12 protein-coding genes are annotated in these 15,860 nt (G+C 67.9%); 8 read left to right on the top strand and 4 right to left on the bottom strand.

Going from position 1 to position 15,860, the window contains the following annotated elements:
- Positions 1–1,703 precede the first annotated feature (1,703 nt).
- The 7 genes from WME96_RS10600 (at position 1,704) to WME96_RS10570 (ending at position 9,052) form a co-directional block, all read left to right on the top strand.
- On the top strand, positions 1,704–2,075 hold the full coding sequence (locus tag WME96_RS10600; RefSeq protein ID WP_437290028.1) for a hypothetical protein: 372 nt from the start codon (positions 1,704–1,706) through the stop codon (positions 2,073–2,075).
- A 718-nt stretch (positions 2,076–2,793) separates the two neighbouring features.
- The gene (locus WME96_RS10595) at positions 2,794–3,348 is read left to right on the top strand and encodes a hypothetical protein (RefSeq protein ID WP_437290027.1); all 555 of its coding nucleotides are present in this window, start codon (positions 2,794–2,796) and stop codon (positions 3,346–3,348) included.
- Complete coding sequence (locus WME96_RS10590; protein WP_437290026.1) at positions 3,345–3,800, top strand: hypothetical protein; 456 nt, start codon at positions 3,345–3,347, stop codon at positions 3,798–3,800. Before WME96_RS10595 ends, WME96_RS10590 begins: the two co-directional genes overlap by 4 nt.
- Before the next feature lie 161 nt (positions 3,801–3,961).
- Positions 3,962–4,513, top strand: a complete 552-nt coding sequence (locus tag WME96_RS10585) for a hypothetical protein (RefSeq protein ID WP_437290025.1) — start codon at positions 3,962–3,964, stop codon at positions 4,511–4,513.
- A 116-nt stretch (positions 4,514–4,629) separates the two neighbouring features.
- Positions 4,630–5,961: a Dyp-type peroxidase gene (locus WME96_RS10580; RefSeq protein ID WP_437290024.1), complete on the top strand. Its 1,332-nt coding sequence runs from the start codon at positions 4,630–4,632 to the stop codon at positions 5,959–5,961.
- A gap of 234 nt (positions 5,962–6,195) precedes the next feature.
- On the top strand, positions 6,196–7,425 hold the full coding sequence (locus WME96_RS10575) for a tetratricopeptide repeat protein (protein WP_437290023.1): 1,230 nt from the start codon (positions 6,196–6,198) through the stop codon (positions 7,423–7,425).
- Positions 7,415–9,052, top strand: coding sequence for a DUF4331 family protein (locus tag WME96_RS10570; protein WP_437290022.1), 1,638 nt, complete (start codon positions 7,415–7,417; stop codon positions 9,050–9,052). The genes WME96_RS10575 and WME96_RS10570 overlap by 11 nt, the downstream gene beginning before the upstream one ends.
- A gap of 175 nt (positions 9,053–9,227) precedes the next feature.
- Here WME96_RS10570 and WME96_RS10565 read toward each other — a convergent pair whose 3' ends face one another.
- From WME96_RS10565 to WME96_RS10550, 4 genes are all read right to left on the bottom strand, one after another.
- On the bottom strand, positions 9,228–10,133 hold the full coding sequence (locus tag WME96_RS10565; RefSeq protein WP_437290021.1) for a sterol desaturase family protein: 906 nt from the start codon (positions 10,131–10,133) through the stop codon (positions 9,228–9,230).
- Positions 10,115–11,260, bottom strand: coding sequence for a 2Fe-2S iron-sulfur cluster-binding protein (locus WME96_RS10560; protein ID WP_437290020.1), 1,146 nt, complete (start codon positions 11,258–11,260; stop codon positions 10,115–10,117). Before WME96_RS10560 ends, WME96_RS10565 begins: the two co-directional genes overlap by 19 nt.
- A 235-nt stretch (positions 11,261–11,495) precedes the next feature.
- Complete coding sequence (locus WME96_RS10555) at positions 11,496–12,416, bottom strand: LysR family transcriptional regulator (protein WP_437290019.1); 921 nt, start codon at positions 12,414–12,416, stop codon at positions 11,496–11,498.
- A gap of 236 nt (positions 12,417–12,652) precedes the next feature.
- Positions 12,653–15,040 carry a glycoside hydrolase family 9 protein gene (locus WME96_RS10550; RefSeq protein WP_437290018.1) on the bottom strand — a complete coding sequence of 796 codons (2,388 nt, stop codon included), beginning with the start codon at positions 15,038–15,040 and terminating at the stop codon, positions 12,653–12,655.
- 440 nt (positions 15,041–15,480) lie between these two features.
- On the opposite strand from WME96_RS10550, the gene WME96_RS10545 reads away from it, so the two are divergent.
- Positions 15,481–15,747, top strand: coding sequence for a hypothetical protein (locus tag WME96_RS10545; protein ID WP_433935228.1), 267 nt, complete (start codon positions 15,481–15,483; stop codon positions 15,745–15,747).
- The last annotated feature ends 113 nt before the right edge of the window (positions 15,748–15,860 follow it).

Here is a 15,860-nt window from a genome sequence, read left to right as displayed (position 1 = left end):
AGGTCGAGCTTGCGCTCGCCTTTGAACCCACGTCACTTCGTAGGCACACAACCCAGTTTTCAAGGACCGAGCAGGCAAGGTGGCCCGCTGGCGCGAGCTGCTTGCCTTGTTCGTACCGATCTCCGGTCGAGAGAGTCGACCCGGCGCTGTTCCCTTGCGGGACCGGCTGCCGCGCCGTCCACCTCTACCGTGGATCGCTCGTCGAACGGCCCAGAGAGGCGCGGGCTTTCACCCGCCAGCTCTCCGAGTCCGCCGATTCGCGGGGGGCCGTATGTAGGCTCCCTTCGCGAAGGTGTCAACCTCCTCTTTCGAGGAGACCGACGTGACGACCGCCGCCATCGAGGGTCATCGAACGGATCCACAGCTAGGAGAGGCCTGTCATTCGGCTGCCCGGTATCTGACCACCAGGCCGCCGACTCTCCGAAGAGACCCAATTGCTCAGGTCGCCCGGATTGTACGCGCTCTCCGACTCCGCCGATCCGCGGGGCGAGGACTCTAGTTCCTCGTCGCGAAGCTGTCAACCTTCTCTTTCGAGAGATCGACCGGGCAGTTGAGAGAGCTACGAACTTCCGCTTTGTACTTCGTGTGTACGTTGCGGTTGCTCTCGGGGGCTCTCCGGCTCCGCCGATTCGCGAGGACGCACTCTAGAATCCCGTCGCGGGACTGTCAACCTCCTCTTTCGAGAAGAGCGACACGCCTTTCTGGAATCTCGAACCTCTTGAGATCCCGGGCCGGGAAGCTTCGAGCTGAACAGTTCTTTGTTTCAGCCCGCCGGCTCGCCGGCGCCGCGATCCGCGAGGATCACCTTATACTCAGGCCGCGAAGGTGTCAACGCGCTCGCTCGAGAGCGCCGACACGCAGCGAGTAGACCGAGCGACCTGAAGAGCGAGCGGCTTGTTCTGTTCACCGTCCTCTCCATGCTCTCCGCACCGCAGCGCGGCCGCACCGCAGCGCGCCACTCCCGGCCGCCGTCGCTGGTTCTGATTAATGCTTGACACCGGCGTGTCAACCACGGTGCCGCAGGCCACCCGCGGAACAGGCTCGGCCCAGTAGGTGAGGAAGAGCCACGGAGCACAGCCGAGCGGGCTGGCGGTCCTTCCGGCGCCGCCGGGGTGGCGCAGCGCGGCGCGGGAGCAGCGAGGTGCGGCTGCTCCTTGCTGCCCGGGTGACCTGAGCCCTGTGTACGGGCGGTTGGGATGGCCTTTCTCCCGCGCCCCCGGGTCTCCCGCGCCTCCGAGTTCTTCAGGTGACGCATCGAAGCGCGCCCCCGCGCACGGCGTCGCCGCACGGCGCCGTCGAGGCCGGCGCCCGGCAGGGCCTCGGGCCTGGTCGGGGCGGCCGCGGGGCTGCGCTTACCGCGGGCGCGTGCCGGGACTGGGGCCGGTCGGTGCCGAGCAGGACCTGCGACAAAGCCGGCGTCGCCCTCGATACTTCCCGGGTCTGGGCGCCGACGCCTTCTTCGGAAGGGCTCTCGCGAAGGGCCCGGCGCAGCGCTCCGGGCAACGCGGACGAGATGCTCGCGGCGCTCCTCGCGCTCACTGACGGCGCGCCCCCGGTCGACCTCCGCGCGCTGCTCGCCGCGCCGGAGGCAGCCCCCGATGCCGCGCCCCCTCCGCAACCTCTCGCGTTCGTCGCGGACGACGACGACGCGGACCGGACCGTGGCGGTCGCCGCGGACGACGACGACGTGAAGGACTCCGAGCGTGGCAAGCTCCCGCGATGCGACGCAGCGCCGGGAGCGGCAGATCCGCACCCAGGCGAGCGGCTGCTCGATCACGGTGCTGCTCCTCGGCGGCTTCGCGCTCTGGTCGCGGCCGCGCGAGGCGGCGTGGGACGCGGGCGGCAGCCGCCACGAGGGCGGCTGCCGCCACGAGATCGACGATCCAGGGGGCGCGGCGCCCGGGGTCGAGGTCAGGCTCCACGCGTTCCGCACCTGCGCTGGCCCCCCGGGTGATGGTGAGGTGCGGCTCCGCGCGCGGGCCTGCGGGGCAGCTCTCGAACGAGGAGGGGCCGCTGTTCCTGAACATGGTCTCCCAAGATCCCGAACGCGCTCCCTGCCGGGGGTAGGTTCTTGACTGCCATGAATCGCTGTCATGCCGCTGGCGCCTCGGTGTCGCAGCACACCGGTCACGCATTGCGCACCTTCACGTGACCAACGCACATATCAGGGATGATATGTGCGCTGCGACCAGCATCCTGCCACCCGCCGCACCGGTCGAACTCGGCCTGTATCCTGCATCGTCAAGGGCGCAACATCGCGCCCACGGGCGCAACCGAAGAGGGAAGGAGCCGAAATGAACCATGTGAAACTTCTTGGATTCATCGCCGTCAGCGCAGGACTGTGCGGGATCTCTGCGCTTGCTTCTGCGGCGGATACGGTGCCGATCGACAGCCTGAACCTCGTCGAGGAAACAGCAACGCCACCATCGCCCGACAACGAGCGTTACGCCATCCGGCCGGCTGTCGGCTACTACCGGCCCGCTGCCGGCTATTACCGGCCCGCTGCCGGATACTACCGACCCGCTGCCGGATACTATCGCCCCTTCCGGCGCCAGGACTGGTATGGACCCTACCGTGATGGTCAGGGGGCTGCGCGCCGCCATCACGGAGTGCCGCGTCCGCTTTGCCGAGCGCGGAGCCGAGCATCACGGGCGATTGCGCTGAGACATCGCGCGTCGAGCGTCGCCGTCCGACCGCGGCCTGCGCTGCGGCCCGGTGGCGATGCATTGGAAACGTGGGTGGCGAAAGCGGATGGCACGCCGCGCGCAACACGGATCCATGGGGGTCAGCTCCATGGACGATACAGGAAACATAGGAAAGCGCGCGCTCTTGGTGCTTCCCGCTGCCGCGATCCACCTCGGGCTGGTGATCGTGCTGGGTGTGCTGCATGTGCGCTTGCCGTACGGAGGATGGGTGGAGCGTGCGGTGGGCTATTATGGCGCGCTCTCCGGGGCCAGCAGCGCGTATTCCTTCTTTGCTCCGAGCGTCGGGCCCCTGCCCTGGGCCACCTTCCAGGTCCGGGATCGCGCGGGAACGCTGACGACCGAGGTGCTGGAGACAGGAGCGAGCCGCGAAGCGGACCTCCGCGTCAAGAACATCATCGGTATGTACTGGGATGAGCAGGACCCGGCCATGAGGCGCTCCCTGGTCGCGTCCTGGGTAGCGAAGGTGTTCGCCAAGCACCCAGGGGCGGAGAGCGTCGTCGTCCGGCTCGAAAGCTACGAGCTGCCCTCGATGGCGGAGTATCGCGCGGGCAAGCAGCCGCGCTGGTATGTCGAATATCAGGCCAAGTTCAACATGAAGGCGCAGCTCGCCACCGGCGAGATCGACAAAGAGGCGACGCGATGAGGCAGCGGACCTACATCCTGCGCCTGCCGAACGCTAGAGAGGCATCCGCGCGCCTGTGGGGCACGATGAGGCGATTCGCGTTCGCACCCGCGTCGGCGCGGCCCCTGGCAGCGCTCCGGATAGGGCTCGCGTCAGTCCTCTTGGTGCAGGCGGCGCTGATCGCGCCGATCGCTTCCGAGCTGTACTCGCGTTCGGGCATCGTTCAGGGACAGCTCCTCGACGGCTCCGGCGCGCTCGGTTTCCCCCGGATCGGCCACCTCGTGGACGCATTATCGCGCTTCGGGGTCGATGAGAGCTCGGTGATCGCGGGAGTGGGTGTCCTCTACGTGCTGTCGCTGGCTGGCCTCCTGCTCGGCTGGGAGACGAGGCTCTCCGCGGCGTGCGCCTGGTTCGTGCATTTCACGTTCATGATGACGGCGAGGACCGCGTGCTCTTGCGCTTCTCGTCGGTGAGCTGCAGATCCTTCAGAGGACGCCCGACGTATGGGTTGTATGCCATGAGATGCTCCCCGAACCAGCCGTTCGGCCACGGCGGATAGCGAAACAGAAGATGATGCACATCCGGGGGAAGCGTTCTAGCACGAAATAGCGACCGGCCACGAAAGCGAGATGATATGAACCGGACACGGAGTTGCGCCGACATTCGACCGCTTGCAGAAGCGCTGCCAAGAGCGGACGAAGAGGTAGAGGCAGGGAGATTCGGCACGGTGCTCCCCAGGTCACGCGGGTTCACGATCATCGCCAAGGTCATACCAGGACGGGAGGATGTGGTCCGCGCATACGGCAAGACCGTCGAAAAGCTGATAAAGGAGCAACCCCAGGCGCTCGCTCCGCTCGCGCTCCATTTTCTGCGCTGGGCCATGTACAAGGAAGGTGACACCACGTGGTTTCTTTATATCGGCTTCTTCGACACGGACTTCGACAAGTATGTAGAGGACGCGGTGCTGCTCTTCAAACAGGCAGGCCTCAACACGATATTCGAGCAACTCGAAGGCTTTCCGGTAGACTGGAAGGAAAATCCTGCCTCGTTCGCCAAGTTCGCACGTGAGCACGCAGCCCAGCCATTCATGGAATACGCGGAGTACCCGGACGCCACCGGAGTGGAGGTGGTCAAGGCGCTCAAGGTCAAGTGCGCTCTCTCCACGATGCTCGACCAGATGCAATGATCTCACTCTCTGGTCGCGAGACAGGGAGCAGAGCTCCCGTTCCCGTCGCGATCGACCTGGAGACGTTCTGGAGAAACCCCGCGGTAAAATAGAAGCAATCGCGATGGAGGAGATCGATGCCCGAGTCAGTCAGCGGCCTGCTCGAACTGGAGGACATACAGAGCGGGGTCTTGCGCCCACGGCCTGCGCCGTACGTGGCGACGTACCTCTTGCTCCGCATCGACGACCCCAAGGCAGGGCGGGAGTTGATGAGGCGGCTCAGCAATGTGGTGGCCTCGGCCGCCCACCGCGAGAGTCCGGAATCCGACACCTGGGTGAGCGCCTCGCTCACCTTCCAGGGCCTCAAGGCGCTCGGCGTGCCGCAGGAGTCGCTCGACAGCTTCGCGTGGGAGTTCCAGCAGGGGATGGCGGCGCGCGCGCGCCACCTGGGAGACACCGGCGATAGCAGCCCTGAGCACTGGGAAGCACCGCTCGGAACTCCAGACGTCCACGTCGTGATCACTGCGCTGTCGCCGGACGCGCACGGCCTGGAGGCGGCGCTCGAGCGCGCTCGAGCAGCGATCGAGGCGTTGCCGGGAGTTGCGTTGATCTGGCGCCAGGATTGCTATGCGCTGCCCGGTCCAAGGGAACACTTCGGGTTCCGGGACGGCATGAGCCATCCCGCGATCGAGGGCAGCGGCATTCCGGGGACCAACCCGGCGCAGCGTCCTTACAAGGCAGGTGAATTCGTCCTGGGCTACCCGGACGAGCTGGGCGGCACCGTGATGCCCCAGCCCGAGGCGCTGGGTCGCAACGGGACGTACGTGGCTTTTCGTAAGCTGTACCAACGCGTGGCGCTGTTCCGCCGATACGTGAAGGAGAACTCTCTCAGCCCGGAGGACGAGGAGCTTCTAGCGGCAAAGATGATGGGGCGCTGGCGGAGCGGCGCACCCCTGGCGCTCAGCCCATCCAGCGACAATCCCGAGCTGGGAGGCGACCCGCGACGCAACAACGCATTCCTCTATGGAGACGACCCGACAGGCTTCAAAACCCCCCTCGAATCACACATTCGGCGAGTGAACCCACGAGACTCGAGTGTGGCGGGAATGGTCAGCCTGCACCGGATGATCCGGCGCGGAACGGTCTATGGGCCTCCGCTCGCGGAAGGGGTCCTGGAGGACGACGGCGTCGATCGGGGGCTCATGTTTGCCTTCATCGGAGCGCACCCGGGGCGGCAGTTCGAGTTCGTGCAAACGGAGTGGGTCAACAGCGGCGTCTTCATCGGGGCGGGCAACGCCAAGGACCCCATCACCGGATCGAACGAGGGAGACGGCGGCTTTACGATTCCACGGCGGCCGATCCCGCGGCGCCTCCACGGATTGCCGCGGTTCGTCGTGACAAGGGGCGGTGAGTACGCATTCATGCCGGGGCTCCGAGCCCTGCGCTGGCTCGCTGATCTCCAGACATAGGCTTGAACATCTCGTCTGCCTCCGCCCGTGAAGCCTGGCTCGCTGGCGCCGAGAACCGCGGACCGTGTTTCCAGAGGCACCATGTCGACGGCCTGAATTCATTCAGTACGGCATCGCCGATGTGCGCCGCCGTACCAATGATGCTGGCGTGCGTTTTGCGGATGTTCGCGGATGGATGAGCCCACGAGGCGGCACGGCGCGATCGCCGTCGGAACGTGCACGAGGAGGCAGACGATGCCAGCCCACGCGACCAGGCCAATCGCCCTCCTTTTCTTGGGGTTGCTCTTCTCGGGGATCGGGATCGCGCCGGGGGTACGCGCCTCGACCCTCCAGACCACGTCCGGAGACATCGCCGTCTCCAATCTGGAGAGCTCGCTCCGCGCGGCCTGGAGCGACTATCTCCGATTCACCCGCAAGAACGGCGCGCCGGATCGCATCGTCCAGATCGAGCAGTTGAAGGCGCAGTTCCTGGGCGACATGGAGTCGCCGGATCGCCTCGATCACCTGGCCGCAGAGCTCCGTCGCCGTGAGCCCGAAGCCGGCGAGACCTACCTGCTATCGGCGAGGATCGCGGCGTACTTGCATCGATTCGAGGAGGCCGAAGCCGACCTCCGCCAGGCCGGGCGCCGCGGCGTCCAGGCGGCCGTGACCGAGCCGGTGCGGCTCTCGATCCAGCAAGCGACCGGCAAGGGTTTGGCGGAGGTATTGGCTGTGCGTCGCAGAAGGGCGCAGACCATCGCCGGCATCGACGAGCTCCTTCCCCTCGCGGCCTTGCTCGTGGACCTCGGCGAGTACGAGGAGGCGGACCGTTTGTATGCACGGGCGCTCGCCCAGTACCGCGATGTCTCCCCGTTTCCGCCGGCGTGGGTCTGCTTCCAGCGCGGGGTGCTCTGGGGCGAGCGCATGCCCGCGCCGCAGCCCGAGAGAGCGCGGCGCTATTACGAAATGGCGCTGGCGTACTTGCCAGCCTACGTTCCGGCGCGCGTCCACCTCGCCGAGCTCTACGCAAGGCGCGGGGCTCTCGCCAAGGCGGAGGCCCTCCTCACAGCCGGGGCACGGCGCGGCGACCCGGAGTCCAGATGGCGCCTCGCGCAGGTCCTGAAGGAGCAGGGCCGCGCTCGGGAAGCGCAGGAACAGTTGCTCGGGGCCAGGGCCTCCTACGATCGGCTCCTCGCGCGGCACGAGCTCGCCTTCGCTGATCACGCCGCCGAATTCTACCTCGGTGACGGCAATGACGCGCTCAAGGCGCTGTCGCTGGCTCGCCGCAACCTGGCCAACCGGCCGACGCTCCGCGCCTTCGAGCTGGCCCACGAGGCCGCCGTCCGCATCGGTGATCGACGACTCGCCGCCAGTCTGCTCGCCGAGGCCCGGGCGCGCCTGGGGAACACGAAGGCCTTTCAGGTGTCTCCTCTCTCGCGCGCGAGAACCGGGCACCCGGCGGAGAAGAACCCCCATGTGCCATAGGCCCACATCGAGTGAAGCGGTCGCCCGCCGCCGGGGGAATACGGTCACGCCGCTCCTCGGTCTCCTGCTCGGGATCCTGGTTCTCGGGCCCCTTGGCGGTCTCCCGGCCGCCGCGTCGGATCACCTCGACGGGCCGCGAGCCATCGGGGATCCGGCGGCGGACCTGACCGATCTCTACGCCTTTCAGAGCCCGGAGCGCGCCGACCGCACGGTGCTCATCGCCGACGTGTTCCCGATCGCGGGCGACTCCGCGTTCTTCTCCGACGCCGTGAACTACATCATCGCGATGCGCCGCGTCCGGGTCGCCGGATCGGGGAACGAAGCCCGCTTTCAGGCCGCCAAGGAGGAGCTGCAGTTCACCTGCAAGTTCGGATCGCTCGAGGCCTCGACGAGCGGCGGCAAACCGCGCCAGAGCGGGGCGTGCACGTTGCCTGGCGGGAGGACCTTGCCGCTGGTCGTCGGCGACGAGCGAGGCGCCGCCACGCCCGATGGCGTCTTCCGTGTCTTCGCCGGGCTGAGGTCGGACCCCTTCTTTTCCGGCTGGGAGTGGCCGCCCCGCAACAGGATGCCGAAGGCCATCCCCAACGTCCTCCAGGACAACAACGTCCTGAGCATCGTCATCGAGCTCGACACGACCAAGGTGCTCGAGCCGCGCAAGGGATCGCTGTTCGGGGTGATCGCAAAGACAACGCCCCGCGCTCCACGGGGGGTGTTCGCGGGCAACGTCCCGCGGATCGACCGGATCGGACGGCCCGAGGTGACCAACCTCCACATGCTCATCGATGGCGAGACCGACCTGCGGGACCTGTGGAATCAGGAGGACTCGTTCGCGGTCGACCCGAAGCGCCTGCCGCTATACAGAGATCGTCTGCTCCTCTCGCTCGATATCTGGGACAGGCGGGACGGTAAGGTCGATTGGACAGAGGCCGGGCGCCGAGCCCTGGTGACCGTGCTCCTGGACGATTTTCTCCTGATTGATGTGACCAAGCCGACCACCGACGACAGCCATCGAGAGATCGAGCACAGCACGCTCGAGGGGAGGAAGTACGCCACGGGCGGGGGCAGGACCCTCGACGCCAATATCATGAACATCTTCATCTCGTACGAGGTCAACCGTGGCAGAGGGCCTATGCTCCACGGCGGGGCCAGGGGCGCCACGCAGCCGGGAGGCAAGACGTTCCCCTACGTGCAGCCGCCCAACGTGACGCCGATCGAGATCACCCGCGCAGTCAACCTCGCCGCCGGCAGCAAGGAAGTCTGGAAGGTGATCGGGCGCTTCGACGGGCTGATGGACTGGCACCCGTTGGTCGTGCGGTTGGAGACGGTCGGGAGCGGGGTCGGCCAGCTGCGGAAGAGCCTCATGACGGACGGATCTGAAGTCGTCGAACGGCTAGAGGGGCTCGACGACGCCCGGCGGCTCATGCGGTACACGATGGTGTGCGGCTTGCCAGCCTCGGATTACGTGGGGGTCATCCATGTCAGGGACAATGGCGCGGGCTGCACGGTGGAGTGGCGGGTGAGCTATCGGCTCAAGGGCGCGGGTACCCCGTTCATCGACGCAACGGTCAATACCATGATCTCCAAGGGCCTCGAAGGCCTGAAGACGCGCTTCGGCGTGCTTCAATAAAGCCCCTTGTCATCTCCCGAGCTGAGCGAACCAATCGGCCGGATCGACGGGGCCGTCCACAAGATGCCCACGATGGACCGAACCTGGATGTTCAACGCCCAGCCACGCAATATCCTGCGTTGAGCAGCGCCCAGGCGCACCCTCGGCATCAACAACGGTGCCTGGCAAACACGGCTCACCTCACCACGACAGCGCGGCCATCCGCGGTGTAAATCACCGCCTCTGCCGCGGCGAGCGCGGCAGCCGGCGGCGTGGGCCCGATCGACGGGCGATGAGCCGCCTCCTTCGTCGAGCGCGTCGAGCGCACGAACGGCCAGAAGAGCTGCTCAGGCCAGGGCTCGACCGGCGCGTCGTCGGGTAGCCCGAAGCCCTCCTGCCGCGCGTGCGGGATCATCAGCGTGCCATGGATCACATCGAAGCAGATGAGGGCGACGCCATAGTTCTTCATGGCATTTCCGTACCGACCGACGCCGTGGTGGACATGGTGGGTGTCGGGCAGCGAGATGACACGCTCGATCACCCACATGAAAGGACGCGTGAAGCGGTTGCGCTGGAGCGGCAGATCCCAGCGGAGATCGGAGTGCTCCATCAACACCATCAGAGTCCTGAAGGCCAATCCAGCCGCGTAGGCACCAGGCTGGCCGAGCCAGATGACGGCCGGGCCCAACCACGCGCCCGGAACCAGCGCATGCCACAGCCAGTTTTGCCGGTATGCGACGCCGATGTTCATGTTGTGCGGGACATGGTGCGGTTTGTGGATACGCCACAGCCACGGCCATTCATGGCTCTTGCGGTGGAACCAGTATACCGCGTACTCGTCGACGAACACGTAGATCGGGAAGGCGAGCCAGAAGCTCACGCCCGCGAGCGCCCCCTCGGCGCGCGGCCAGAGCGCCTTGAACGCCCAGATCAAGGCGGCGAAGGATACGCCGCGTACCAGCAGGAAGTTACCGAGACTCACGAGGCTCGCGCCGAGCTCCCGCATCGTGAGCACGCCGGGGCGCCGGTACAGGCCGAACGCGAGCTCCAGCGCGGCGAAGATCGCGATGAGCGCGAAGGCGATCAGAGCGCTTCCGAGCATGATGACTCTCCTTCCGAGCGTCGCGTCCGGGCTCGGGCGCCCGCCGAGGTGGCGAGGGCGATCGAGCCACGGTCGAGGAACTTGTCGTAATGCACGTGGTCCGGCGGAATGCTGCCGCGCAGCACGTCGAGCGCGGCGTCGATCATCCCGGGCGGACCGCACAGGTAGGCCGCGCGATCGGCGTGGGCCACGGCGACCTCACGGAGGTAGTCCGTGACGTGCCCCTTCCGCCCTGTCCAGCTCGAGCCTTCGGGCTCTCGCGAGAGCACGGGCACGAAGGCGAACCTCCCTCGCCATCGCGCCTCGATCGAGGCGATGGCGTCGAGCGCGTAGAGGTCCTGCTGGGCGCGCGCGCCGACGACCAGCGTCACGTCGCGCGCGAGCCCGTCCGAGATCCCTTGCTCGAGGATCGCGCTGATCGGCGAGAGGCCGGTGCCTCCTGCCACACACAGGAGCGGCCGCCCGGCCTCGTGGTAGCGGAAGCCGCCGTGTGGCCCCGAGAAGCAGAGGCGCGAGCCCGTGCGATCGGCGGCGAAGAGCCAATCGGTGAAGGCGCCGCCCGGGACGTGGCGGATATGGAAGAGCGCCCTTCGCGGCGAGGCCCGCGCCGGTGCCTCGGCGAACGAGTAGCAGCGCGGCTCGTCGAGCCCCGGGACGCCGGGCGATGTGAGCTGCGCATACTGCCCGGCCACGTAGCGGATCTCCGCGGCGAGGCCGACCTCGAGCGCGAGGACGCCGTGCGCGAGCGGCGTCACGCGCGTGATGCTCGCGTCAGTCTGCACCGGCGCAGGGCTCGCCGAGCGCTCGCGGCCGATGCCCGGCAGCTCGACCGCCACGTCCTCCGACTCGGCCAGGCTCTGGCAGGCGAGGACGAAACCGGCAGAGAGCTCCTCGGGCGTGACGTGACGAGAGATGTCCTTTTTGAGGCGGACATGCCCCTTGGTGAGTCGGCACTTGCAAGTACCGCACTCGCCCACGTTGCACATCCGTGGGAAGGGGATGTTCGCGCGCGCGGCGGCGCTGAGCAGCGTCTCTCCGGGCTCGATGGTCGCCGCGTGCTCGCTGCCCAGGACATGGAGCGTCCCGCCTCGACCGCGCTTTCGGCGGACGAATGAAAATCCGAACATGATGTGTTCTCTCCGTGTGGATGGCCACCCAGGCCCGCGACACCTGGCCGCGAGCTCGGGTCGCTCTTCGCTGGGCCGCCGCTTGCTCGTGCAGCCCTGAGCGCGCGGATTTCATGGGCGGCGAACCACGAAAACCCAATCAAGAAACGGTATGAGTCAGATGACCAGCGCGGATACTCCGCTGAATCCGGGGTCGCGCGCCTCCTCCTGAACCAGCCCGCCCGCCGAAGACAGGTCAGACGCGGCTGCAGAGATCGACGAGGGATCGCCGGAGCCACTGATGGGCCGGGTCGGCCTCCTGACATACGTGCCACATCATGAACAGCGGGATCGGGTGGATGGGCAGCGGACAGCTCACCACCCGGACCGGGAAGTGCTGCTCGAACAGCCGTGCCAGGGGGAGCGGCAGCGTGCAGACGAGGTTCGACTGCGAGACGATGAACGGCATCGATAGATAATGGGGGACCTGCACCTGCACGCGCCGCGAGCGCCCCACGACGGCCTGGGTATGCTCTGCCAGGTCGGTCTGGCCCTCGCGCGGCTCCAGGATGACGTGCTCTAGCGCCATGTACTCGTCGACCGTCAACGATGGCCCCACGGTCGGATGATCCTGGCGTACCAGCGGGACGAGCTCGACGTCGAGCACGCGCTCTCGCCGGAACCCCTCGCCCGAGATGACGACATGATCCAGGACGAGATCGACCTTGCCGAGCCGCATTTCATTCTGCAGCAAGGCCCCAGGCTCGCGGCAGATCTCGATCCGGACGCGAGCGCCGAGCTGCTCGAGCCGCCGCAGAAACCGAGGCAAGAGGACGGCCTCTCCGATGTCGCTGATCCCCAGCTTGAAGGTGTGGCTCGCCGTGTAGTCGAAGGCGTCAGGCTGAGCGAGCGAGGCCTGGATGAGGTCGAGCGCCTCCCGGATCGGGCCGGCGAGCGAGAGAGCGCGCGGCGTTGGAGCCATCTCCTTGCCGCAACGCACGAAGAGATCGTCGTCGAACAGGAGCCGCAGCCGGGCCAGAGCGCTGCTCACGGCTGGCTGGGTCATGCCGAGGCGCTCGGCGGCCCGCGTCACATTCCGCTCGACGAGCACGACGTCCAGCACCGTGAGCAGGTTCAGGTCCACGGCGCGCAGGCGAGGAACCGACGGTGCGCTCATGCGGAGAGGGTAGCGCAGCCCCGCCACGTGCCGCGGTCGGCCCGCGGGGGCGAGTTCCTCCGCGCGCGCCTCCTCGAGGTTGACGGCGCGGCTCAGGGTGGCCGGCGAGCCGGCCGCGGCGGCCGGCGTCGAACGGTCGGCCGGCGCGATCTCTCCAGCCTCTGGTCTGGACCGGCGGGGCCGCGCTCCGGAGCCCCCCCCGCGCTCCGGAGCGCCCGCCCCCGCGCTCGGCGACGCTACTTCTTCGCCTTCTCGTCGAGGAAGGCCGTCACCCACGCGAACGGCGCGTTCCAGTTGATCGTGATCTCGTTGACGCTCCACGCCTCGATGTGATCCACGAAGCACCGCTGGGCGACGCACCCCTTCAGGCCGGCGCTCTGGACATGGGGATCCTGGAGCGACGAGTTCGGGCCGCCGGACACGGCGCCGGGCGGCGCCTTGGGATACTTGCTGTTCGCCTGGTGCGACCAGAAGCGGTGGTGCGGGTTCTCGAGCGGCTTGTCGCCGTAGCCGGTCACGTACGACTGCCCGAGCGGGTTGCGCCCGAGGAGGTAGTCCATGCCCAGCACCACGCCGTCGAGGTACTTCGGCTGCTTGGTGAAGTCGTGGGCGAGCGCCACCACGAGCATGTTGTTCAGCACGCCCGAGTTCGAGCCCCAGTCGTACTTGCCTTCAGCCGTCCGAGCGATGAGCGTCCGGTACCCCTCCTTGTCGGCGATGGCGAGGTACTGGTCGGCCGCCTTCGCGATGCGGCCGCGGATCTCCTTCTGCCACGCCGCGTCCACGTGGCCTGGCACGATCGCCATCGAGATCTGGCCGAGCGCGTCGGTGACCCGCCAGTTCATCGACGCCGCTCCCCCTTCGACCTCCGTCGGGAAACGCGCGTTGAGCGGCGAGGCCTGCAGGAACTTCTTGTACTCCGGCTTCCCCGTCGTGACGAAGAGCTCGGCCGCGGCCCAGTAGAACTCGTCCTTGGCGTCCGTGTCGTCGTAGGGCCCGCCGCCCTTGTCGCCGCCGGGAGGCGCGTAGAGCGCCGGATTCTGCTTCGCCGCGGCCCAGGCGCGCTCGGCGGCCTTCAGGCACCTCGCCGAGAACGCCGCGTCCACCGTCTTCCAGATGCGCGCGCACTGCGCCCCCGTGGCCGCGACGTTGAGCGTCGCCGCGGTGCTCGGCTTGTGGAGGAAGCGCGCGAGCTTGTCCTCGTGCGGCGCGAGGCCGAGGCCCGTCCACGACTCGTCGTGCATCTTGTGGTGGACCATGCCGGCGAGCGGCTTGCCTTCCGGCACCTGCATGCCCATCAGGAACTCGAGCTCCCAGCGCGCCTCGTCGAGGAGGTCGGGCACGCCGTTCTTGCCTTCGGGGATGCTCAGCTTGCCGTCCGCGAAATCGGCGCTCGAGGCGCCGAGGTGCTTCGTGCGCTCGTACCAGTTGAGCAGCGTCCACACCGAGATGCCGCCGTTGACCACGTACTTGCCGTGATCGCCGGCGTCGTACCAGCCGCGGGACGCGTCGAGCGCATAGTCGCAGCCGCTGCCCTGGAGGCACTTCGTGCTCTTGTCCTGGAGGTGCCCGGCGGGGCGCGCGAGCTCGGGCTTGCCTGCATACGGCATCTTGATCTCGATGCCGCTCCGGTTGTGGTAGAAGTACGCGAGCGCGTCGTACTTGAGCTTCTGGTAGATGCCGGCCCCGATGTCGAACGGGAAGCTCTTCTCGTCACCCACCTTGAGCACGTAGCCCTGGCCCGGCGCGTTGAAGGCCGTGAAGTCGATCAGGTGGACGTGATCGCCGGACGCGCCGTCCTTGCCGAACACCCTGGTCTGGCCGCGCGAGACCGCCTTGCCGGAGGCGTCGAGCAGCTCCCACGCGAGCGGCGCGGTCGCCTCATTGCTCACGCTCGCGATCTTGGCCGCGCCCGGCAGATACCCGACCTGATTGACGGCGATCTTCGGCGCCGCCGCCGCGTCGCCCGCGGGCGCGCTGGACCGGAACTCCGGATCATCGAGGCGGATGTCGTCGATGCAGACCTCGAACGGCTCCTTGGCGGACGCCATCTCGCCGCCGATGTGGAAGGCGAGCTCCGCCGTGGGATCGTCGGCCTTCGCCATCGAGAACTTCCCGGTGTAGGTCTTCGGCGAGGTCTCGAGCACCACGGTGTCGGACCAGTATTCCTCATACGGCGGCCCGGCCATGCCGACCTTCGGGCGCGCCTTCGTGGGCGAGGACGCCCAGGCCTTGTACTGGAGGGTGTAGCTGTGCCCTTTCTGGATCACCATCTCCCGGTGGCGGAACTGGGCGTCCCAGTTGTTGGACCCCTTGTTCGTCACCGTCACGCAATAGGCGCCATTCTTCACCTCGGCGCTGCCGGCGCCCGGCGCCGTGAACGACGTGGTCCACGGCAGGCTCTTGTTGTCGTCGAAGTCGGAGGCCTTGAGCAGGTTGGTCTGCGCGGGCTCGGCGCCCGCGCCAGCGCCGGGGCTCGCGCCGGAAGGGGCGGCCTCCGCTCCGGGGCCTTGCGACGTCGCGCATCCGGCGCTCAGCGCGAGCAGGCCGAGCGCGCCGAGCCCGAGCGCGGACACGCGGCCCGTCCGGCGGAGGATCGACTGCTTGAGAAGGGGGTCGTTCATGAGTCCTCGGTTCACGGCTGGGGGCAATCGACGCATAAAAGCGGGACCTCCGTGCAGGTTGTCAAGCGCAATCCTCGCCGGCGCGCGAAATCCGGGTGCTCCGAGGCGCCGCCGGCGGCCGTGGGTCGCTCGCGTCGCCCGCGTCGCCCGCGCCGCGCGGGAGCCTCGGCGACGATAATGGGCTGCCCTCGCCGGAGCGGCCGCGCGCCGGGCGCGGACCCGCCGATGTCGCGCTGGGCGCGCGCCGGGGCGGCCCTGGCCCGTCCGCCTCACGTGCGCTCCGGCGCGCCGCGCGCCGTCATGATGTCTTCACAGAGGACCACGCGAGCGCGCCGCCGCCGGCGCTGTCGATTCGCGCTGGTGCCCGTGGCGGAGTCGCATTAGGCTCCGCTCAGCCTCGCGTCGCACCAGGATCGCGGCCGAGCAACCCAGGAGACGACATGGCCAAGCACAGCTTCTCGGTCCCCTTCAGCGGTTCCTCTCAAGATATCGTCTCGAAGGCGAAGGATGCCATCGAGAAGGCCGGCGGGAAGTTCAGCGGCAACGAGGGCAAGGGCGACTTCTCGGTGCCCACGCCGGCGGGGACCGTGAAGGGGACCTATGCCATCTCCGCGCAGAGCTTCTCGGTGGACATCACGGACAAGCCGTTCCTCGTCCCCGGAAGCGCGATCGAGTCCCAGGTCCGCAAGTTCCTCGAGAAGGCCTGAGCCCCTCCCGCGGCCGCACGCCGGCCCGCGCCTGCCTCTCCGCGCGCCTCCCTCGGCGCAGGATCCCTCAGAATTGCTCCCTCGCCGCTCGCTCAGCGGGCCTGTCACGACAG

Origin of the sequence: Sorangium sp. So ce406 (assembly GCF_051474675.1) — a bacterium.
Taxonomy (GTDB): Bacteria; Myxococcota_A; Polyangia; order Polyangiales; family Polyangiaceae; genus Sorangium; species Sorangium cellulosum_G.
Note: the sequence above shows the minus strand (reverse complement) of the source record. Positions and strands in the feature narration are given on the sequence as shown.